Origin of the sequence: Chromohalobacter sp. 48-RD10, assembly GCF_029889785.1 — a bacterium.
Classification (GTDB): domain Bacteria; phylum Pseudomonadota; class Gammaproteobacteria; order Pseudomonadales; family Halomonadaceae; genus Chromohalobacter.
On record NZ_JARANX010000006.1, the window covers coordinates 160,204 to 180,013 of the forward strand.

The following is a 19,810-nucleotide window of genomic DNA, read 5'->3' on the forward strand; positions in this document are numbered from 1 at the left end:
GGCTCGTGGCTCGTGGCTCGTGGCTCGTGGCTCGTGGGCAGGAGCCTAGCTCCCGGAGACAGAGCCCATGGCCCCCAGACAATAAAACTTGGTCTCCAGATACTCTTCGATGCCGGCGGTGCCGCCTTCGCGGCCGAGGCCGGATTGCTTGACGCCACCGAAGGGTACTGGCGGACCGGTCATCTTCACCGAGTTGATCGCCACCATGCCGTACTCCAGGGCACGCAGGAGCTTCCAGATACGGCGAATGTCGTGGGTGTAGACATAGGCCGCCAGGCCGTACTCGGTGTCGTTGGCCAATTTGATGACCTCATCGTCATCCTTGTAGGCGGTCACTCCCGCCACCGGCGAGAAGCTCTCCTCGCGCCAGGCCTTCATGTAGGGCGTCACGCCAGTGAGCAACGTGGGCATGAAGAAATTAGGCCCCGGCGCCATGGACTGATCGCCATGCACCAGCGTCGCGCCGCGCGACATGGCGTCATCGACGATGCTCGACGCTTTCTCCACCGCCTGCTGATGAATCAGTGGCCCGATATCGATATTGGTCACCAGGCCGTTGCCGACCTTGAGCGTTTCCATGCAAGCGACGAACTGCTCGACGAACTCGTCATGGATCGACTCGTGTACCAGGATCCGGTTGGCGGCCAAGCAATCTTGCCCGCCAGTCTGAAACTTGGCGGCGACTGCAGCACGCGCGGCCTCGGCGGGGTCCATGTCGGGGCCGACGATGAACGGCGCGTTGCCACCCAATTCCAGCGAGACACGCTTGACGCTATTGGCAGACTGCTCCAGCAACAGCCGCCCGACGCGCGTGGAGCCGGTGAACGACAACGCCTTGACGCGTTCTTCTTCGCACAACAGCTTGGACACCTCGGCGGGTTCGCCCAGCACCACATTGAAAACCCCGGCAGGAATCTCGGCGCGTTCGGCGAGTTCCGCCAGCGCCAGGGCCGAGAACGGCGTCTCGCCGGCCGGCTTGACAATGACCGTGCAGCCGGCGGCCAGCGCGGCACCGGCCTTGCGCGTAATCATCGCTAGCGGAAAGTTCCAGGGCGTGATCAATGCCGCCACCCCCACCGGCTCCTTGAGCGAACCCAGGGCGGCGTTGGGGATGTGACTGGGAATGGTCTGTCCGAAGGTGCGCTTGCCCTCCTCGGCGAACCACTTGATGAAGCTGGCACCGTATTCGATCTCGCCGCGTGAATCGGGTAGCGGCTTGCCTTGCTCGCGCGTCATGATGACCGCCAGATCTTCACGGTGCTCGATCAGCAGGTTATACCACGCCTGAAGACGCTCGGCACGCTCATCGGCACGCAACGCTCGCCACTGGGCGAAGGCAGTATCTGCGGCATCCACTGCCTCCCGTAATTGCGGAGCCTCGAGCCAGGGAATGTGGCCCAGCACCTCGCCCGTGGCGGGATCGACGACCGCTTCTTCGCGACCGGCGTCGCCGTGTGTCCATTTACCCTCGATATAAGCGTACTGGCGCAATAGACGCGGGTCGTTGAGTTTCATGCGCTACTTCTCCCGAAAACGAACCGGGCCTGGGTCGACTAACATCTGGCCCGGATAGGTCGTGGCGGATGACGTTCATCCAATGCCTACAGGATAAAGCAGCGCAAGGCGGAAGAGTTTTTGTCTGGAGGGGGGATCGACACCGGTTTTTTTCGAGTCACGCGCTGGTAAGGGCTTTTTTTTCTGCGCGCCCTTTTCCTACGTCCCACCGCCGCAAGCAAGGGCAGCGGCGGGCGTGAAGCGCTTAGATATCGTGACGCGGCAGTAAATGCAGCTTGCGCAGGCGCGCATGGGCGTCCAGATATTCCTCGGCGGGTACCGCACGGTAAACGTTTTCACGGGCGACATGCTTCACCAGTACGCGGCGCTCACCGGCGGAACAACTCGCCCCTTTGCCATGCAGAGTCACGACCACGTCCGAGTCGTTTTCCAGCGCCGCCTGGCAGCGCCCTTCATTGTCGCTGGCCTCGCGCACGATGACGGTTTCTCCCAGAAGCCAGCGCGGAGAAGCCCGACGTGAATGGTGGAAACGCCGAGCCAGGGCATGACACGCGGCGACACTCGGCGATGACGCCAGCGCGAACGCTGCCCAGATAGCCAGAAAGCCCAGCGGCAAACGCACCAACCCTAGCGGCAGCCATTGCAGTACCAAACTCAATGCGAATGCGATGGGCGTGGCGGTGACGATCAAGGCACTCAGCGCGAATGACGCCGGCACACCTGCAAAGCCCAGGGAAATCAAGGTACTGGCGAGATGGTCGTCACGCAGGCTGTCATGGTCGAAACATGAGACGCGTATGACGCGCAGCCCGACCAGCAACCAGTAGACTGCCACCAGTACCAGCAAACCGAGGAAAAAGACGAAAGGAAACCCCAATGCAGTCTGGATGAAGAGTTCCATGACGGCACCTCCCGGGCGATCCCGTTGAGTTGAGCGGCGTGCCCCCTAGATGTAGGAGGGGCGTTAAAGGCGTCGTCCGAATGTTTTATGTAATACCAGCTTATGTGGCGACGCTTATGTAGTATTTAACAGTATAGCGCCGCGACACCGACCATGCGTCTCAACTTTGGTCGTACGGCACGTATTGCCAGCGCATCAGACAATCCGCTGACTCAGCTCCAGGCGTACCGCGACCGCCTTGGAAGTGGGTGTATCGGTACCCACACCGACGCTTTCCAAGGGTACCAACGCATTGGTTTCAGGATAGTAAGCGGCGGCGCAGCCTTCGGGGGTCTCGTAGGCGACGATCCTGAATGCCGGGGCGCGACGAGGCGCACCCTCGTGATCGAGCCCTACCAGATCGACCCACTGGTCGCTTGCGAGCCCCAGTCGTGTGAGGTCTGCGGGATTGACGAACACCACCCGCCGCTGGCCCTTGACGCCTCGGTAACGGTCGTCGTAACCGTAAACGGTGGTGTTGTACTGATCGTGGCTGCGCAGCGTCTGCAGTGTCAGCCAGCCGTCATCGCGGCGTGCGTACAGGCGTTGGTGCATCACCGCCTCGGGCAGCGGCGAGGCACAGAACGTGGCCCGACCGGATGACGTATTGAAGCGGCGTTGACTGGCGACGTTTTCCAGCCAGAAGCCTCCTGCCTGCTGCAGACGCGCATTGAAGTTCCCGAAACCGGGAATGACTGCCTCGATCTCGTCGCGAATGCGGTCGTAATCGGCCACCATCGCGGCCCAATCGACCACGTCCGTGTCGACCCCTCGATGCGGCAGTACCCGCGCCAACGTGGCCTCGGCGATCCCTGCAATGATCGCCGGCTCTGAGCGTAGCCACTCGGAAGCCGGTGCATGAATACCGGCACTGCCGTGGACCATCGACATCGAGTCTTCGACGCTGACCTGCTGAGATGCGCCCGCCTCGCCTTGACGATCGATCTCGGTGCGGCCCAGGCACGGCAGGATCAACGCATCACCACCGGTGATCAGGTGGCTACGGTTGAGCTTGGTGCTGATCTGAACATTGAGTCCCAAGCGTCGGAAGGCGCGCTCGGTGCGTTGGCTATCCGGCGTGGCCCGGGTGAAGTTGCCTCCCAGGCCGATGAAGACATCGGCCTCGCCCAGTTCCAGCGCGCGAATGGCACCCACGGTGTTGAGACCCGGCGTGCGCGGCATGGTTACGCCGCTTGTTTCACCATAACGAGCCTCCAGAGCATCGATCAGCCGCGTGGGCGCCTTCTCGTCGATGCCCATGGTGCGGTCACCCTGCACGTTGGAGTGACCGCGTACCGGACACGGCCCCGCGCCGGGGCGCCCGATGTGGCCCCCCAACAACAGCAGGTTGACCAACTCGCGAACGGTGTCCACCGAATGCTCATGCTGGGTGATGCCCATCGCCCAGGTGATGATCATGCGCTCGGCACGGGCAACGATGTCGGCCACCTCCTCGATCTGAGTGCGCGGCAGGCCGGCCTGATCCTCGATATCCACCCACGGCGTGGCCTCGACCTGAGCCCGCCATTGCTCATAGCCGGCGGTGTGCGACTCGATGAAGGCACGATCCGGCGTGAAGTGCCCTCCGGCCTCGAGCGCGAACAAGGCCTTGGCAATCCCGCGTGCCGCCGCCATGTCGCCGCCCATCTTGGGTTGATAATAATGCGAGGAAATACGATGGCTACCTTGGGTCAGCATCTCGCGTTTGTTCTGAGGATCGGCGAAACGCTCCAGACCACGCTCCTTGAGCGGATTGAAACTGACGATACGCGCCCCTCGCTCCGCCGCACGCCGCAAGTCACCGAGCATCCGGGGATGATTGGTGCCGGGATTCTGACCGAAGACAAGGATGGTATCAGCGTGCTCGAAATCCTCCAGTTGAACGGTGCCCTTCCCCACACCGAGACTAGCCTGCATGCCCACACCACTCGCCTCATGGCACATGTTCGAGCAATCGGGGAAATTGTTGGTGCCGTAGAGGCGCACGAATAACTGATACAGATACGCCGCTTCGTTGCTGGCGCGTCCCGAGGTATAGAACAGCGCCCGGTCGGGATCGGGTAACGCCGCCAAGTGTTCGGCGATCAGCGCGAAGGCAGACTCCCAGTCGATGGGAACATAGCGGTCACTGGCCGCATCGTAACGCATGGGTTCGGTGAGCCGGCCCTGGTCCTCGAGGCGAAAATCATCCCAACCACGCAGCTCGCTCAGCGTGTGGCGCTCGAAGAAACGCCGCGTGACGCGCTTCTTGGTACTTTCCCAGGCCACCGCCTTGACGCCATTTTCGCAGAACTCGAACGACGAACCGTGCAATGGATCGCCCCACGCGCAGCCCGGGCAATCGAAGCCATGCGGCTGGTTGGTGGACAGCAATGCCCGCGCGCCTTTGAGCGGCGCCTGGCTACGCTTGAGGTGACGCCCCACGCTTTGCATCGCGCCCCAGCCACCGGCCGGACCGGTGTAAGATTCGACGCTCGGGGCTTGGGTCAGGGTCGTGTCCGCCTCGGGGAGACGCTCCCCGGCCTCGTTTGCCGGATTCGACTCGCGGTCGTCGGGTAACGGAGTCTGTTGATGGGAAGCCATGGCACCCTCGATGACGTAGTGGGTGAAAAATAGAGGAAAAATGACGCAATGAACGTGGTGAATACCCGGGAAACGGAGCGTGCAGAACTCGCAGGCTATGCCGCGCCACTCAGGCGTTCGAGATGCCGACCGCGATGACAACAGATCAAGTTGAGGTCGCAGGCACGTGCAATTTCCACTGCCAGGGCCGAGGGCAACGACAAAGTGGCCAGGGTGGCGATATCGGCACGCACGGTCTTCTGCACCAGCTCCATGCTACAGCGACTGGAAAGCAACACCGCCGCCGGCATTTCGCCCTGTCCCAATCCCTCGCCGATGACTCGGTCCAAGGCGTTGTGGCGTCCGATATCCACGCCGCGTGACAATACCTCGCCATCGCTATCGAGGGCCAGCGCCATATGCAATCCGGCACGTGCGTGGCGCTGTAGACTCTCCACACCGCGCATCAAGGCCTCGGGTGCCAGGGGCGTGCACGCCGGCAAACGCCTCAGCCCCTGCATCAACTGCGACTCCTCGGCCACCCCGCAGGCACCGCAGCTCGACACCGAGGCCCCGGCGCGTTGCAGACCAGCGGCGCGCGCTTCAGTCTGCGACGAAACCGCCAGCCGCACCAGCAGGCCGTGACGCAGCCGCGATAGCTGAATGTCCTCGACCTGCTCGGCGCGCTCGATCCAGCCCGCTGTGAAAGCATGTCCCAGCGCCAGGGATTCGAGAACCTCTGGCGTCGCCAGCAAGGTCACCATGGCGGTATCGTTGAGCGACAGGGTCAGCGGCTGTTCCTGCGGGCCATCGAGCGTCCGCAAGGGCCGGTCGCGCTGGTCGTCATAGTGAGCGGCAGCGGAAAATGAATGCGGTGTCACCACTTCTGACGGCATGTAAATATCCCATTGCGAAAATGAGGCCACAGAGTATTACTACCCTAGCACCCAGACGACATCAATCAATGGCCATAGACGACGCCTGACGTGCTACGAAGCGTCGTCGTTCAATTCCAACGGTGGCGCTGTGCGTTTCACGGTCTTGGTGACGATATAGGTGAAGTAGCGTTCGATCCCCAGGCCATCCATCAGCCAGGCATCGATCGTGCGCTGATAGGCATCGATAGAGTCGGTTTCGAACTTGACCAGGTAGTCGACACCGCCACCCACCGCGACGCACTCGGTCACCTCCGGCGTCTCGGCGACGGCTTTCTCGAAACGCGCGAAACTCGCCGCCTGATGATTCGCAAGCTCGATCTGCACCCAAACCGGCGTACGCTTGACCACCAGAGACGGATTGAGGCGGGCGCCATAGCCTTCGATGACGCCGGCTTTTTCCAGGCGTCGCACGCGCTCCCAGCAGGGACTGACCGAAAGGTTGATCGCCTCGGCCAGTTTCGACTTGGTGATGCGCCCGTCGCGCGCCAGGATATCGAGAATCTTGAGGTCGTAACGGTCGAGTTTCATGTGATGTGGCGACCCATCTTCAACGCTCGAGACTATCGACGACTTCTGCGATCACCGCAATCGTATCGCCCATGTTCACCTGCGCCGGGAAGCGCCGCGCCACCAGCACGCCATCGCGCTGGGAATGGTAGACGACCGGCTCGCTACCGGTGCGCGTCATATCATAGATCCGTGCGATCACATCACCGCGCCGCACGCTCTCGCCCAAGGAAAATACCAGCTCCAGCAGACCATTATGCTCGCTCTGTACGTAGCAGGACGCATCGGGCATATCCACGTACACCTGTGGCTCGGCGGGCGTTTCCAGTGTGCCGTCGATTAGCCCGTAGTGAATCAGGAAGTTGCGTACGCCGCGTTCGGCGATGGCCATGCGCTCCGGTGTCGTCGTGCCGCCGCCGCCCAACTCGGTGGTCACGAAGGTCTTGCCCTGAGATTCCACGGCGGTGTCGTAGAGCTTGGTGGCGTCGAGTTCGAACATCATCATCGCCACCGGCGCACCAAAGGAAACCGCGCCAGCAAGGCTTTGCGCTTCCTGGGTACGATCATCGAGGCGGTGCGCCGCAGCGAAGGGCAGGATATCCAGCGTGCGGCCGCCGGAATGCAGATCCAGCGCCACGTCGCACATCGGCACCAGTTCACGCGTGAAGTAATCGGCGATCTGCTCGGTGACACCGCCATCCGGGTCGCCAGGAAAACTACGATTGAGATTGCCGCCATCCAGCCCCGAGGTGCGCTTGCCAGCAGTGGCGGCGGGCACGTTCATGATCGGCACGATGATGACGCGGCCGCGTACGTCTTCGGCGCGCAGCGTATTGCTGAGTTTGAGAAGCGCCGTGATGCCTTCGTATTCATCACCGTGGTTGCCAGCAGTGAGCAGCGCCGTGGGTCCCGCGCCGTTGTTGATCACGGTCACCGGAATCATCACCGCGCCCCAGGCCGACTCATCGGTGGAGATCGGCAGTTTGAAAAAGCCGTGCTGAATGCCGTCGGCCTCGAAATCGACCGTAGGTGACACCGGGCTGGGTCGCTTGCTCATGTCATTTTCTCCTCGTCTCGCATCCCACGGCTCAGCACACGAACAACTGGCGTGGAAAGTTGGCCAGTGTCTCGCAACCAGTTTCGGTAATCAGAATGCTTTCGGTGATCTCCAGGCCCCAGTCGTCTTCCCAGAGGCCCGGCATGAAATGAAACGTCATCCCCGGCTCGAGAATGGTGTCATCGGAGGGACGCAGACTCACATTGCGCTCGCCCCAATCCGGCGGGTAACTGATGCCGATGGAATAGCCGCAGCGCGCCCCGCCACGGTCGAAGCCATACTTGTCCATCGCCGTGCCCAGCGCCATGGCGATATCGGCGGCACGATTACCTGGCTTGGCCACCGCCAGACCGTTGTCGATACCCTCGAGCAATGCCGACTCGGCGCGCAGGAACTGGCGCGGCGGCGTGCCCAGGAACACAGTACGCGACAACGGCGCGTGATAGCGACGATACACACCGGCGATTTCGAAGAAGGTACCCTCGCCCTTGCGAAACGGGGTGTCATCCCAGGTCAGGTGCGGCGCAGCGGCATCCGCACCGGTCGGCAACATGGGCACGATGGCCGGATAGTCGCCACCGAAGACACGCCCTTGCGGATCGGCCCAGCCCTCGATGCCCACGCGGTAGATCTCGGACACCACCTTGCTCTTGGGCACCCCCGGCTGAATGACCTCGAGGATACGCGAATGCATGCCCTCGACAATCCGCGCCGCAATGCGCATGTACTCGATTTCCTGCGGCGACTTGATTATCCGGCACCAGTTGACCAGCGAATTGGCATCCGCGAAACGTGCATGCGGTAACTGGTGTATGAGACTCACATACGCCTTGGCGGAAAAGTAGTAGTTATCCATCTCCATGCCGATGGTCCCCTCGTGCCAGCCACGATCCGGGAGGATCGACTGCGCCAGGTACTCCATGGGATGCATATCGGGATTTTGAACGTAATAATCCGGGTAATAGGTAATGTTCTCCGGATGGATCCAGCAGGTACGTAGCGCCCCGTTGGCATCCATGCGGCGCCCATACCAGACCGGCTCGCCTTCCAAGCCGAGTAACACGCACTGATGCACATAAAAGGACCAACCATCGTACCCCGTCAACCACGCCATGTTGGATGGATCGCTGACGATCAGAACGTCGATCCCTCGATGGGCCATGGCCGAACGCACTTTGTGCAGACGGCTGGCGTATTCCTCACGAGTGAAAGGCAGGGAAACCTCAGACATGGCACCACTCGCCCGATAGAATTGCTCATCCCTGATCTCCCGGACGGGAGGCAGGACCCTGCATTCGATGAAATAAATCGTACTGACACAAGGAAGGAAGAAATCAGTACAATTGTCGATCAATGCGTTGTCAGCGATACTAGCATTCACGCGCTGCTTGCCGTCAAAGGCTTTATTGTGTCATGACAATTGACCTGAAACCCTATCTACCGGCCCATGGGCCCAAGTATCTAGCCATCGCCCGAGCACTCGCCGAGGCCATTCACCAGGGCGAGCTCACGCCCGGTACGCGCCTGCCGCCACACCGCTGTCTTGCCGAGACATTGGCGGTGAGCGTGCAAACCGTCTCGCGTGCCTACGCCCAGGCGGAAAAGATGGGCCTGGTGCAAGCCCGCGTGGGTAGCGGCACCTGGATCAACAGTCTCGACGACGGCCAGGAGGCCGAGTACCTACGCAGCGCCAACATGGCCATGGACGTCTCCCCAGTGGATCTTTCCATTGCCCACCCGATCTGCCCACCCGGGCATCATCTACGCTTTCGCGAAACGCTTCGCGACGTAGCGGACAGCGCACATCCCGATGTCATCGATGCCTGCCGCCCCATCGCGGGACTGCACCACCAGCGCGAGCGCGCCAGCCAATGGCTACACGACACGCTCGGCGTGCCCGGCACGCCCGACGACCGAGTGCTGTGCAATGGCGCCGTCCACGGTGTGATGTTGGCCATCGCCACGCTGGTTCAGCATGGCGACGTGGTGTTGACCGAGGCACTCACTGACCACGGCTTGATCGCTTTGTCACGCACGCTGGGCTTGCAACTGCGCGGTGTAGCCATCGACGAACAAGGAGTGATTCCCGACGCCCTCGACGCCGCATGCCAGCGTTACAGACCGCGTGCCGTGTGCCTGACGCCCACGCAGCTCAACCCCACCGGCGCGACCATGGACAACACACGGCGCGATGCCGTGGCCGAGGTGCTGGCACGACACGGTACCTGGTTGATCGAGGACGACGTGCACGCCCTGCTCGAGCCACCCGGATTGAGCCCGCTGACCGCGCGTCTACCGCGCCAGAGCTTTCATATCACCAGCCTGACCAGGGCCACCGTTTCGGGCCTGCGCGCCGGTTATCTCAGCGTGCCGCGCGGACAGCTGCACCACACCCTGCCCCGACTGCGCGCCACCAGTTGGATGGCTACGCCGCTGGTCTTCGAGATCGCCGACCGTTGGCTGGCCGATGGTACCGTCGATGCCCTGGCCTGCGAGCAGCGGCGCCTGCTTGCCGAGCGTCAGCAACTGACCCGCACACGCCTCGCGGGCCACGCCATGGCCTCGCGTCCCACGGGCATGCATATCTGGCTGGCCCTGCCCGGGGCATGGCGCGCAGAGGAACTGCAGCAACAGGCACTGCAGGAGGGCTTGGCGATTTCTACGGCGCAGTCGTTCATGGTCGATCAGGGCCCTGCACCTCGGCGTATTCGCTTGAGCCTGGGTGGCGAAAACGATCTCGAACGCTTCGATCAGGGATTGACGATTCTCGGGCGTTTGCTCGGCGAGGCACCGCCACCGATGCTACAAATCGTATAGCGCGATAGGCGCGCATCAACGACGCCTCTCTTTCATCATCCACGACTACCCCATGAGGACTTCATGCGCATTTTGATCCATGCCGACGACGCCGCGCTCTGGAAAGATAGGCTCGCTTCGCGTTTACCCTCGGCGGAGTTCGCCATCAGTGACGAAACGAGCGATTTCCAGGCTGACTATCTCGCGGCATGGAAACCACCGGCATCGCTCTTCGAGGCCCAGCCAGCGCTGAAGGGCATCGTCAATCTCGGCGCTGGCGTGGATGCGTTGCTCAACAACCCCGCACTTCCCCGGGACATCCCCATCGTCAAGCTGCGCGATGCCGGAATGGGCGAGCTGATTGCCGACTACGTACGCTATGGCGTGCTGCATTTTCAGCGCGACTTCGACCGCTACCGTCGCCAGCAGCATCACACCACCTGGCGCGAACACGCGCTCACGCCCAAGCGCGAATGGAGCATCGGCATTCTCGGGCTGGGTGCCATCGGCCGCCATGTGGCCCGCCAGCTCGCCGCCGACGGCTACCCAGTGCACGGCTGGAGTCGCTCGCCCAAGGCCTTCAAGGGCATCACTTGCCATCACGGCGATGATGGCCTCCAGACCCTGCTCGGCAAGGTCCACAGCCTGGTCACGCTGCTCCCGGATACGCCTTCCACACGCGGCATCATCGACCGCGACGCCCTGGCCGCGTTACCCGACGGCGCCAGCCTCATCAACCCCGGACGCGGTACGCTGATAGACGAGGCCGCATTACTCGAAGCGCTGGGTACCGGCGAGGACGAAAACGGCCGACTGCGTGGCGCCTTGCTCGATGCCTTTCCCACGGAGCCACTGCCCGACGATAGTCCGCTGTGGCAGCATCCACGCCTATGGATTACCCCGCACATGGCCGGCCCGACCCCCATCGACGAAGCCGCCGACCAGGTCGCCAAGGCCCTCACCGCCATGCAGGCCGGGGAAGCCATCGACACGGTGGACCCCAATGCCGGCTATTGAACCGCCCGCGCCTTGGCATCGGCTGCCTCGGTCATGGAAACGCGCATCCCGTCGGCGTCGAAGACATGGCAATACGCCGGTGAAAACGTGAGTGACAAACGCTGCCCCTCGCGGGCGGCGTGCGCGCCGTCCAGACGCACCACCAACCATTCCTCGAGCCCAGGCAAACGCGTGTAGGCCAACATATCCGCCCCCAGCGGTTCGAGCATCTCGATCATCACCTCCAGGACCACGCCTGCATTCTGCGTAGATGTCGCCTCGAGAAGATGTTCCGGGCGAATGCCAAGGGTCGCCGCCCGCCCTTCGGGTATGTCCACAGGCAGCGCCAACGGTGTGCCATTGGGCAGCACCACCCCTCCCTGGTGGATCGTCACGGGCAGGAAATTCATCGCCGGCGAACCGAGAAAACTGGCCACGAAGCGTGTCGCCGGCTCCGCGTAGAGCGCCATCGGCGTTCCACATTGCTCGACATGCCCGCCGTTCATCACGACCAGACGGTCCGCCAGGGTCATCGCCTCGACCTGATCGTGCGTGACGTAGACCGAGGTGATTCCAAGTCGCTTTTGAAGATGCCGGATTTCCAGACGCATCTGCACGCGCAGCTTGGCATCGAGGTTGGAAAGCGGCTCGTCAAAGAGAAAGACTTGCGGCTCACGCACGATCGCCCGCCCCATCGCGACACGCTGACGCTGTCCGCCGGATAGCTGCCTCGGACGCCGCTCGAGTAACTCGCCGAGACCCAGCAGCTCGGCGGTCGCCGCCACGCGACGACGGATCTCGTACTTGGGAACGCCACGATTTTTCAGGGCATAGCCCATGTTCCCGGCCACGCTCATGTGCGGGTAGAGCGCATAGTTCTGGAAGACCATGGCGATATCGCGTTCGGCAGGCTCCAGCTCGTTGACGCGCCGACCGTTGATCGTAAGCTCGCCATCACTGATCGACTCCAACCCCGCCAACGTCCTCAGCAAGGTCGACTTGCCACATCCCGAAGGCCCGACGATGACGATCAACTCCCCCTCGGTCACCGACAGATCGATCCCATGCAGGGCGATAAAACCATTGGGGTAGCGCTTCTTGAGGCGCGTCAAATGCAGGATAGCCATAGGTCTTTATCTCATTGATTCTGTTCGAATTCACGCTAGTCGCTAATTCACGTTAGTCGCTATAGTGCCGCCTTACTTTTCGGCGTCGACCAGCCCTTTGACGAAGTAGCGCTGTAGAAGCAGGATCACCAGGACAGGAGGGCCCATGGCGAGTATTGCCGTCGCCGTGACATCCTGCCAAGGGACCAAAGCGTCCCCCGTAGTCAGCATGCGCTTGAGACTAACCACCACGGTCATGTAATTGGCATCGGTAGTGATCAGCAGCGGCCATAGATACTGATTCCAGCCATAAATGAACATGATCACGAACAGTGCCGCGAGATTGGTCTTCGACAGTGGCAACAAAATGTCCTTCAAGAAACGCCAGGGGCCCGCGCCATCGATACGCGCAGCTTCAACCAGCTCGGGGGGAATCGTCAGATAGAATTGACGCAGGAGAAACGTTGCCGTCGCGCTGGCGATCAACGGCAGGATCAACCCCGAATAGCTATCGAGCATATGAAGGTTCGCGACCACTTCGTAGGTCGGCAGAATACGCACCTCTACCGGTAACATCAGCGTGATGAAAATCAGCCAGAAACATAAGCGACGAAAAGGAAAGCGAAAGAATACGATGGCATAAGCCGCCAACACCGAAATCACGATCTTGCCCACGGCAATGCCGGTCGCCATTACCAATGAGTTGAATAGAAGTCGGAGCATTCCGGTCTTCAAACCATTGACCGGCTCGCTTAACAATTGCGCATAATTGTCCAGGCCAACATCGCCCACCCATAGAGGCGCAATATGCGTGTAAAGATCGCTCATCGAGTGCGTACTTGCCGTAAAGGCCAGCCACACCGGCAGGAAGAACAGGCCACACCCTGCCGCCAGCAATAGATGGCTGACCAGATCCAGCCCTAGGCGTTGATAGCGCATCAGTACTGTACTCGACGTTCGACGAAACGAAATTGAATGAATGTCAGCCCTCCCACCAGCATCATCAACAACACTGATTGAGCTGCGCTAGTACCGAGATTCTGACCCACGAAACCATCCTGATAGATCTTGTAGACTAGCGTCGTCGTCGCACTCCCCGGTCCACCCGAGGTCACGGTATCGATGGTTCCGAACGTCTCGAAGAAGGCATAAATGCTGTTCATGACCAGCAAGAAGAAACTCGTTGGTGACAACAGCGGAAAGACAATGGTCCAAAAACGACGCATGGGATTGGCACCGTCAATGGCCGCTGCTTCCAACAAACTCTTGGGAATCGCTTGCAACCCGGCCAAGAAGAATACGAAGTTGTAACTCATCTGCTTCCATACGGATGCCAGGATAACCAACAACAACGCTTGACCACCGTCGAGGTTGTGATTCCACTCGATACCCAGGCGTTCCAACAGGGCAGTTACCAACCCTAGCGAGGGATCGAATAGAAAAAGCCATAACACTCCCGCCACCGCCGGTGCCACTGCATAAGGCCAGATCAGAAACGTCTTGTAGGTACTCGCACCCTTGATAACGCGATCGGCAAGCACCGCCAAAAATAGAGCAATGCTCATAGCACCTAGCGCCACCGACAACGAGAACACGACCGTGGTCCATATGACGCTGTAGTAATCCGGATTACTGAGCACAGCAATAAAGTTGGACAGGCCAGCAAATTGCTGCGACAGACCGAAAGCATCCTCGATATAGAACGCCTGCTGTACCGCCTGCCATGCCGGCCAGAAAAAGAACACACTCACGATGATCAACTGTGGTGCCAGCAGCAACCAGGGCGTGAGAGGAGAGCGTTGAAAGTAGGCCATGCGACATCTCCATGACACACCCGCCCGCTACCGGCACTACCGGTGACGGACGGGGGTGACCAGCGAATCAGCTATTGGCGTCCTGGAATTCATCCAGTAGGGCATTACCCTCTTCGACTGCTCGGTCGAGACCTGCCTGCACACCGACTTCGCCAGCGAAGATCTTCTCCAACGCACCATTAATGACGTCCCGGATCTGCACCATGTTGCCCAGTCGCAGCCCCTTGGAATTCTCGGTAGGTGCAGAGCCGGTCATCTGCTGGATCGCCACCTCGGTACCTGGATTATTGGCATAGAAGCCTTGCTCACGGGTCAGCTCGGCGGCCGCCTCGGTGATCGGCAGATACCCGGTGAACTGGTGCCAGTCGGCCTGCACCTCGGGCGTGGAAAGGTACTCGAAGAATGCGGCGATGCCCTTCTTCTGGGCCGCTGTGGCGCCGTTGAGTACCCACAGCGAGGCCCCGCCGATGATGGTATTGTTGGGCGTGTCGATCACGTCGGCGTCATAAGGCAGTGGTGCGACACCGAAATCAAAGCTGGCATTCTCACTTACCCCGGCGTAGGAGGCAGAAGAAGCCATCATCATGGCGCACTCGCCAGAATAAAACTTGGGAGCAGCCTCATCCTTGCGACCACCGAACTCGAAGCGCTCGTCTTGCTGCCATTTCCTGAGACGCTGAACATGGTCGACCACGGCGGTTTGGTTGAATTTCAGCCGCGCATCCACCCCTTCGAAACCGTTCGCTTGGCTAGCAAAGGGAATGTCGTTGCGTGCCGAGTAATTCTCGAGCATCACCCAGGATGGCCAAGTGGTGGTCAGACCGCATTCTGCTGCACCGGAATCGACCACCTTTTCGAGCACCTTGCCTAGCCCCTGCCATGTATCGGGCAACTCATCGATCCCGGCCTTTTCCAGAATATCCCGATTGACATAAGTAACCGGCGTAGAGGAGTTGAAAGGCATGGACAGCATGCGTCCTTCGGGATCGGTATAGTATCCCGTCACTGCTGGTAAATAGGCGTTCGGGTCAAAATCGACATTGGCATTCGCCATCAACTGGTAAACCGGCACGATGGCGCCTTTGGCACTCATCATGGTCGCAGTACCCACCTCGTAGATCTGCACGATCTCCGGCGCCTTGCCCGCTCGGAAGGCGGCGATCGCCGAGGTCATGGTTTCGGTATAGTTACCCTTGAAGACTGGACTGACGACATATTCATCCTGGCTGGCATTGAAACTGGCCGCGATCTGGTCGACCTTATCGCCCAGTGCGCCCCCCATGGCATGCCACCAGGTAATCTCGGTATTGGCCTGAGCGCTACTCGCGCAGGCTCCCAAGGCCAGCGTGATGCCAAGAGAAGAAAGCAAGAAAGCACGTTGCATGAAAAGCTCCTTGTCCAGTACAGGGGATCGACGCCACTTGCGCCAGACTAGGCCAGGAATCTTTCAATTAAATGACGTCAGATCATCGACGCCATCCCGCTAACGTGCGTGAAGCAAAAAAAAGACCCGCCAAACGGCGGGTCGGAAGAACAGCATCAGCTGTCGAGAGAGAAACGGTTGCCTGCTTGATAGCAAGTCGTCCTGATAAAGCGTTAGTGATGAAAGCGTTCGGCGGCCTTGCGCGCCAGTTCGCGAATGCTGTCCCAGTCTTCGTTCTCGACCAGATCGCTGGGCGTCAGCCATGAGCCGCCCACGCACATCACGTTGGGGAGACTGAGATAATCGTCGGCGTTTTCCACGGTGATGCCGCCGGTGGGGCAGAAACGCGCCTCCGGGATCGGGCCGCCAATGGACTTGATCGCCTTGGCACCGCCACTGGCTTCCGCCGGGAAAAACTTGAAGCGTCGATAACCGTACTGCCAGCCGGTCATCAACTCGGATACCGTGGCCACACCCGGCAGCATCGGCACGGAACTTTCCACGCCATAGCGATACAGCGCCTCGGTGGTACCGGGCGTAACCACGAAGTCCACGCCGGCCTCTTCGGCCAGCCGATACTGGGCGGGTGTCAGCACGGTGCCAGCGCCGATGCTCACACCTGGCAACGCGGCACGCATGCGCCGGATGGCATCCAACGCGCAGTCGGTGCGCAGGGTAATCTCGAGTACGTTGAGCCCGCCTTCGACCAGAGCACGCGCCATGGGCACGGCATCCTCGAGGCGATCGATCACCAGCACCGGAATCACCTCCACCTTCTGGCAGATGCTGTCGAGTTCCGTCGTGCGAGTGGAAGGAAGCTGTTTGTCGATAGTCATGGAGAGGCTCCGGGGGTTCGTAAACGCAGGGCTCAGGGCGCCCAATACGTCGCGATCGGCTGGGAGAGGAAGGCACGAATCGGCAATTGCCGAGCATCATCGCCCCCCAACGCGTTGGCCAAGACGCGACGCTTTTCCTCGCCGGTCATGTGCAGGACATGCAGATGGGCATCGGCCAGGCGCGCGGCACTCAACGTAATCCGCGCCTGCGGTACGCTGGGCGCATGCACCGCCACTGTCGCTTCGGATGTTTCAAGCGCCGTGGCCAGCTGGTCGCTGTCGGGAAACAGCGAGGCCGTGTGCCCATCGCCACCCATGCCTAAGACGACCACGCTGGCCGGCCACGGCAACGATGCGACGCGCGCCGACACCGCCTCGACGCCGGCCTCGGGGGTGTCGTCGTCGGTGGTCAGAGAATGAAAACGCGCTTCGGCAGCCGGCCCGACGAGCAACGTTTCGCGAATCAGGCGCGCATTGCTGTCGGCATCATCACTGGCTACCCAGCGCTCGTCGGCTAACGTCACGTCGATACGCGACCAAGGCAGCGCCTTGGTAGCCAGGGCGCTGAAGAATGGCTTCGGCGTGGAGCCGCCGGAAACCACCAGCAGCACCCGTTCGCGACTGGCCAAGTCAGCTTCGAGCGCCTTGGCCACGGTGTCCGCGAGGCGCTCGGCAAGATAACGACGGCCTTCATCGATGCTTGTCATAATCGGCTGCCCATCAAATCAATAGTCTTCATACCAGGAGCGACCGTCCTGAGTAATCATGGCGATCGATGCCACGGGCCCCCAGGAACCCGCCGGATAACGGCGCGGCGGCATATCCCTCGCCTCCCAGCCAGCGATCAGTTGATCTACCCACTTCCAGGCGTATTCCACCTCGTCGCGACGCACGAACAGGTATTGCTGACCTTTCATCACCTCGAGCAGCAAGCGCTCGTAGGCATCGGGAATCCGTGTCTTCGGGAAGGCGTGATTGAAATCCAGATGTAGCGGCCCAGGCCGCAGGCGCATGCCCTTGTCGAGCCCGCTGTCCTTGGTCAGTACCTGCAGCGCTATACCTTCCTCCGGCTGCAGACGTATAACCAGCTTGTTGGCTGCCAGTCCGCGCTGGTCGGGATCGAAGATATAGTGCGGCTGCTGGCGAAAGTGGATCACGATTTGCGACATCTTTTCCGGCATACGCTTGCCGGTACGCAAATAGAACGGCACCCCCGCCCAACGCCAGTTGGCAACCTCGAGCTTCATGGCCACGAAGGTCTCGGTGTGGCTCGAGGTGTTGGCGCCTTCCTCGTCGAGATAGCCCGGCACACTCTCGCCATCCACGGAGCCGCCGATATACTGGCCACGGACCACGTTGCGCGATAGCTCTTCACCTACCAAGGGCTTGAGCGCCTTGAGCACTTTGACCTTCTCGTCACGAATGGCGTCGGCGTCAAGATTCGACGGCGGATCCATGGCGATCAGGCACAGCAGCTGCAACAAGTGGTTCTGGACCATGTCACGCAACTGCCCCGCCTCGTCGAAGTACCCCCAGCGGCCTTCGATGCCCACCTTCTCGGCGACGGTGATTTCCACATGCGAAATCTGGTTCTGATTCCACTGATTGCCGAATAACGGATTGGCGAAGCGCAGCGCGATCAAGTTCTGGACCGTCTCCTTGCCCAGGTAGTGATCCATGCGATAAATGCGCGACTCGGGGAAGACATCGCCGATGGCATCGTTGATCTGAACGGAGGATTCGAGGTCGTAGCCGATGGGCTTCTCGACCACCACACGGGTCTCGTCATCGAGGCTGCCACTGGCGTGGAGATTGGCGCAGATATCGCCGTAGATGCTGGCCGGCACCGCGAGGTACACGACCATGGGGCGTTCGGTAGCGTCATGCCAATCGCGAATGGCGTCATATCCCGCGACGGTGGCAAAGTCGAGTTGCTGGTAATCGAGACGCGCCAGGAACCGCTCAAGACAGGCCTTTTCCAGCTCGTCGGACGTGAGCCGCTTGTTAAGGGCTTCCTTGACGTTAGTGCGGAAACTATCGACATCGTGTTCCTGGCGCGCCAGCCCCAGGATACGCGTGGTATCGCCAAGCAACCCTTCGCGATCGAGATGGTACAATGCCGGATACAATTTGCGCAGCGCCAAATCGCCAAGCGCCCCGAAAAGGGCCAGATCGACATCGGGCGTGATATCTCGACTCATGACGCGGCCCTCAAAAATCTGGTTAACTTACTTATAAAATAAGCCATATCAGGGCTCTTCGGCAAATTTATTATGTAAATTTACTACCATAGCAGTACACGCTTACCTCATATTCGTGAACGACTTGGCTTGGCGACCCTGCGCCACCACGCTAGGATGCCTGTCTAACACAACGTAGTTAATTGACTACCTCTCGACACTTTTGGCACACAGAGACTCTCATTACGCATGCCAGCCTTCGATCTGATCGACCGTATCCGTTCCCGTTTGGAGGAACTCAATCGTTCCGAACGCAAAGTGGCCGACGTGATTCTTCACGACCCGGCCGCCGCCACTGGCATGAGCATCGCAACGCTGGCGCAGGCGGCAGCGGTCAGCGAACCAACGGTCAATCGTTTCTGTCGCAATTTCGACGCCAAGGGCTATCCCGACTTCAAGATCAAACTGGCCCAGAGCCTAGCCGGCGGCACGCCCTATGTCAGCCGCAGCGTGGAGCGTGACGATGGTGCCGCAAGTTACGGTGACAAGATCTTCGGCGCCACCATTGCCGCTCTCGATGATGCCCGCCGCGCGCTCGACGCACAGCGCGTCGAGCGCGCCGTCGATTATCTGATCCAGGCCAAGCAGATCAGCTTCTTCGGCCTCGGCGCCTCGGGACCCGTGGCCCAGGACGCGCAACACAAGTTCTTTCGCTTCAACCTGCCCGTCACCGCCTATGAAGACGTGCTGATGCAACGCATGGTCGCCGCCGCCACGCATACCGGCGATGTCATCGTCATCGTCTCCTACACCGGCCGTACCCGCGAGCTGGTAGAGATCGCCCGTGTAGCGCGTGACAATGGCGCCATCGTACTCGGCATCACCGCGCCCGACTCGCCACTCGCCCACGAGTGCACCGAAACCCTCGAGGTCATTACCCCGGAAGACACCGATGTCTACATGCCGATGACCTCGCGCATGATTCATCTGGCCTTGATCGACGTGCTGGCGACGGGCGTCACGCTGCGTCGCGGCGAAGACTTCCTGCCGCACCTCAAGAAGATAAAGGACAGTCTGCAAGCCACTCGATTTCCGCTCCACGACGAGTGAACGTCGTGGAGCGCGCTTGCCGCCACACCG

Annotated in this window: 17 protein-coding genes; 3 read left to right on the plus strand and 14 right to left on the minus strand. The window is 60.8% G+C overall.

Features of this window, described 5'->3' with window-relative positions:
• Positions 1-45 precede the first annotated feature (45 nt).
• The 7 genes from OP496_RS09155 to doeA form a co-directional block, all read right to left on the minus strand.
• Positions 46-1,515 (minus strand): NAD-dependent succinate-semialdehyde dehydrogenase, encoded by a 1,470-nt coding sequence (locus OP496_RS09155; protein ID WP_280563304.1) that lies wholly within the window; start codon positions 1,513-1,515, stop codon positions 46-48.
• 244 nt (positions 1,516-1,759) lie between these two features.
• On the minus strand, positions 1,760-2,416 hold the full coding sequence (locus OP496_RS09160; RefSeq protein ID WP_280563305.1) for a hypothetical protein: 657 nt from the start codon (positions 2,414-2,416) through the stop codon (positions 1,760-1,762).
• 195 nt (positions 2,417-2,611) lie between these two features.
• Positions 2,612-5,038 (minus strand): FdhF/YdeP family oxidoreductase, encoded by a 2,427-nt coding sequence (locus OP496_RS09165; RefSeq protein WP_280563306.1) that lies wholly within the window; start codon positions 5,036-5,038, stop codon positions 2,612-2,614.
• A gap of 95 nt (positions 5,039-5,133) precedes the next feature.
• On the minus strand, positions 5,134-5,913 hold the full coding sequence (locus OP496_RS09170; RefSeq protein WP_280563307.1) for a formate dehydrogenase accessory sulfurtransferase FdhD: 780 nt from the start codon (positions 5,911-5,913) through the stop codon (positions 5,134-5,136).
• 93 nt (positions 5,914-6,006) lie between these two features.
• The gene (locus OP496_RS09175) at positions 6,007-6,483 is read right to left on the minus strand and encodes an Lrp/AsnC family transcriptional regulator (protein WP_280563308.1); all 477 of its coding nucleotides are present in this window, start codon (positions 6,481-6,483) and stop codon (positions 6,007-6,009) included.
• A 19-nt stretch (positions 6,484-6,502) separates the two neighbouring features.
• Positions 6,503-7,519, minus strand: a complete 1,017-nt coding sequence (doeB, locus tag OP496_RS09180; RefSeq protein WP_280563309.1) for a N(2)-acetyl-L-2,4-diaminobutanoate deacetylase DoeB — start codon at positions 7,517-7,519, stop codon at positions 6,503-6,505.
• Between the two features lie 31 nt (positions 7,520-7,550).
• Positions 7,551-8,750, minus strand: a complete 1,200-nt coding sequence (doeA, locus tag OP496_RS09185; RefSeq protein ID WP_280563310.1) for an ectoine hydrolase DoeA — start codon at positions 8,748-8,750, stop codon at positions 7,551-7,553.
• 182 nt (positions 8,751-8,932) lie between these two features.
• Here doeA and OP496_RS09190 point away from each other — a divergent pair, with 182 nt between their 5' ends.
• Together OP496_RS09190 and OP496_RS09195 are read left to right on the plus strand one after the other, a co-directional pair.
• On the plus strand, positions 8,933-10,336 hold the full coding sequence (locus OP496_RS09190; protein WP_280563311.1) for a PLP-dependent aminotransferase family protein: 1,404 nt from the start codon (positions 8,933-8,935) through the stop codon (positions 10,334-10,336).
• A 63-nt stretch (positions 10,337-10,399) separates the two neighbouring features.
• Positions 10,400-11,332 carry a glyoxylate/hydroxypyruvate reductase A gene (locus OP496_RS09195; RefSeq protein ID WP_280563312.1) on the plus strand — a complete coding sequence of 311 codons (933 nt, stop codon included), beginning with the start codon at positions 10,400-10,402 and terminating at the stop codon, positions 11,330-11,332.
• Here the strand turns inward: OP496_RS09195 and ugpC are convergent.
• The 7 genes from ugpC to zwf all read right to left on the minus strand — a co-directional run bounded on the left by ugpC (position 11,326) and on the right by zwf (position 18,691).
• Entirely contained in the window at positions 11,326-12,438 is a 1,113-nt protein-coding gene (ugpC, locus tag OP496_RS09200; protein WP_280563314.1) for a sn-glycerol-3-phosphate ABC transporter ATP-binding protein UgpC, read from the minus strand. The two genes, OP496_RS09195 and ugpC, sit on opposite strands and share 7 nt — an antisense overlap.
• 72 nt (positions 12,439-12,510) lie before the next feature.
• The gene (gene ugpE, locus OP496_RS09205) at positions 12,511-13,356 is read right to left on the minus strand and encodes a sn-glycerol-3-phosphate ABC transporter permease UgpE (protein WP_280563315.1); all 846 of its coding nucleotides are present in this window, start codon (positions 13,354-13,356) and stop codon (positions 12,511-12,513) included.
• Positions 13,356-14,231 carry a sn-glycerol-3-phosphate ABC transporter permease UgpA gene (gene ugpA, locus OP496_RS09210; protein ID WP_280563316.1) on the minus strand — a complete coding sequence of 292 codons (876 nt, stop codon included), beginning with the start codon at positions 14,229-14,231 and terminating at the stop codon, positions 13,356-13,358. The genes ugpE and ugpA overlap by 1 nt, the downstream gene beginning before the upstream one ends.
• A 67-nt stretch (positions 14,232-14,298) precedes the next feature.
• A complete protein-coding gene (gene ugpB / locus OP496_RS09215) occupies positions 14,299-15,615 on the minus strand; it encodes a sn-glycerol-3-phosphate ABC transporter substrate-binding protein UgpB (RefSeq protein WP_280563317.1) in 1,317 nt (438 codons plus the stop codon).
• A gap of 212 nt (positions 15,616-15,827) precedes the next feature.
• Positions 15,828-16,490 carry a bifunctional 4-hydroxy-2-oxoglutarate aldolase/2-dehydro-3-deoxy-phosphogluconate aldolase gene (locus OP496_RS09220; protein ID WP_280563318.1) on the minus strand — a complete coding sequence of 221 codons (663 nt, stop codon included), beginning with the start codon at positions 16,488-16,490 and terminating at the stop codon, positions 15,828-15,830.
• A 32-nt stretch (positions 16,491-16,522) separates the two neighbouring features.
• On the minus strand, positions 16,523-17,197 hold the full coding sequence (gene pgl, locus OP496_RS09225) for a 6-phosphogluconolactonase (protein ID WP_280563319.1): 675 nt from the start codon (positions 17,195-17,197) through the stop codon (positions 16,523-16,525).
• A gap of 18 nt (positions 17,198-17,215) precedes the next feature.
• Positions 17,216-18,691, minus strand: a complete 1,476-nt coding sequence (gene zwf, locus OP496_RS09230; RefSeq protein WP_280563320.1) for a glucose-6-phosphate dehydrogenase — start codon at positions 18,689-18,691, stop codon at positions 17,216-17,218.
• 228 nt (positions 18,692-18,919) lie between these two features.
• Between zwf and OP496_RS09235 the strand changes: the two genes are divergently transcribed.
• A complete protein-coding gene (locus OP496_RS09235; protein WP_246894930.1) occupies positions 18,920-19,780 on the plus strand; it encodes a MurR/RpiR family transcriptional regulator in 861 nt (286 codons plus the stop codon).
• Positions 19,781-19,810: the final 30 nt, after the last annotated feature.

What these genes read in the sequence shown, in the direction of transcription:
- pgl (WP_280563319.1), bottom strand. Translation starts at nt 17,197, where the DNA reads ATGACAAGCATCGATGAAGGCCGTCGTTATCTTGCCGAGCGCCTCGCG.
- OP496_RS09235 (WP_246894930.1), top strand. Translation starts at nt 18,920, where the DNA reads ATGCCAGCCTTCGATCTGATCGACCGTATCCGTTCCCGTTTGGAGGAA.
- ugpE (WP_280563315.1), bottom strand. Translation starts at nt 13,356, where the DNA reads ATGCGCTATCAACGCCTAGGGCTGGATCTGGTCAGCCATCTATTGCTG.
- OP496_RS09155 (WP_280563304.1), bottom strand. Translation starts at nt 1,515, where the DNA reads ATGAAACTCAACGACCCGCGTCTATTGCGCCAGTACGCTTATATCGAG.
- ugpA (WP_280563316.1), bottom strand. Translation starts at nt 14,231, where the DNA reads ATGGCCTACTTTCAACGCTCTCCTCTCACGCCCTGGTTGCTGCTGGCA.
- doeA (WP_280563310.1), bottom strand. Translation starts at nt 8,750, where the DNA reads ATGTCTGAGGTTTCCCTGCCTTTCACTCGTGAGGAATACGCCAGCCGT.
- OP496_RS09195 (WP_280563312.1), top strand. Translation starts at nt 10,400, where the DNA reads ATGCGCATTTTGATCCATGCCGACGACGCCGCGCTCTGGAAAGATAGG.
- OP496_RS09165 (WP_280563306.1), bottom strand. Translation starts at nt 5,038, where the DNA reads ATGGCTTCCCATCAACAGACTCCGTTACCCGACGACCGCGAGTCGAAT.
- OP496_RS09175 (WP_280563308.1), bottom strand. Translation starts at nt 6,483, where the DNA reads ATGAAACTCGACCGTTACGACCTCAAGATTCTCGATATCCTGGCGCGC.
- OP496_RS09160 (WP_280563305.1), bottom strand. Translation starts at nt 2,416, where the DNA reads ATGGAACTCTTCATCCAGACTGCATTGGGGTTTCCTTTCGTCTTTTTC.
- doeB (WP_280563309.1), bottom strand. Translation starts at nt 7,519, where the DNA reads ATGAGCAAGCGACCCAGCCCGGTGTCACCTACGGTCGATTTCGAGGCC.
- OP496_RS09190 (WP_280563311.1), top strand. Translation starts at nt 8,933, where the DNA reads ATGACAATTGACCTGAAACCCTATCTACCGGCCCATGGGCCCAAGTAT.
- ugpC (WP_280563314.1), bottom strand. Translation starts at nt 12,438, where the DNA reads ATGGCTATCCTGCATTTGACGCGCCTCAAGAAGCGCTACCCCAATGGT.
- zwf (WP_280563320.1), bottom strand. Translation starts at nt 18,691, where the DNA reads ATGAGTCGAGATATCACGCCCGATGTCGATCTGGCCCTTTTCGGGGCG.
- OP496_RS09170 (WP_280563307.1), bottom strand. Translation starts at nt 5,913, where the DNA reads ATGCCGTCAGAAGTGGTGACACCGCATTCATTTTCCGCTGCCGCTCAC.
- ugpB (WP_280563317.1), bottom strand. Translation starts at nt 15,615, where the DNA reads ATGCAACGTGCTTTCTTGCTTTCTTCTCTTGGCATCACGCTGGCCTTG.
- OP496_RS09220 (WP_280563318.1), bottom strand. Translation starts at nt 16,490, where the DNA reads ATGACTATCGACAAACAGCTTCCTTCCACTCGCACGACGGAACTCGAC.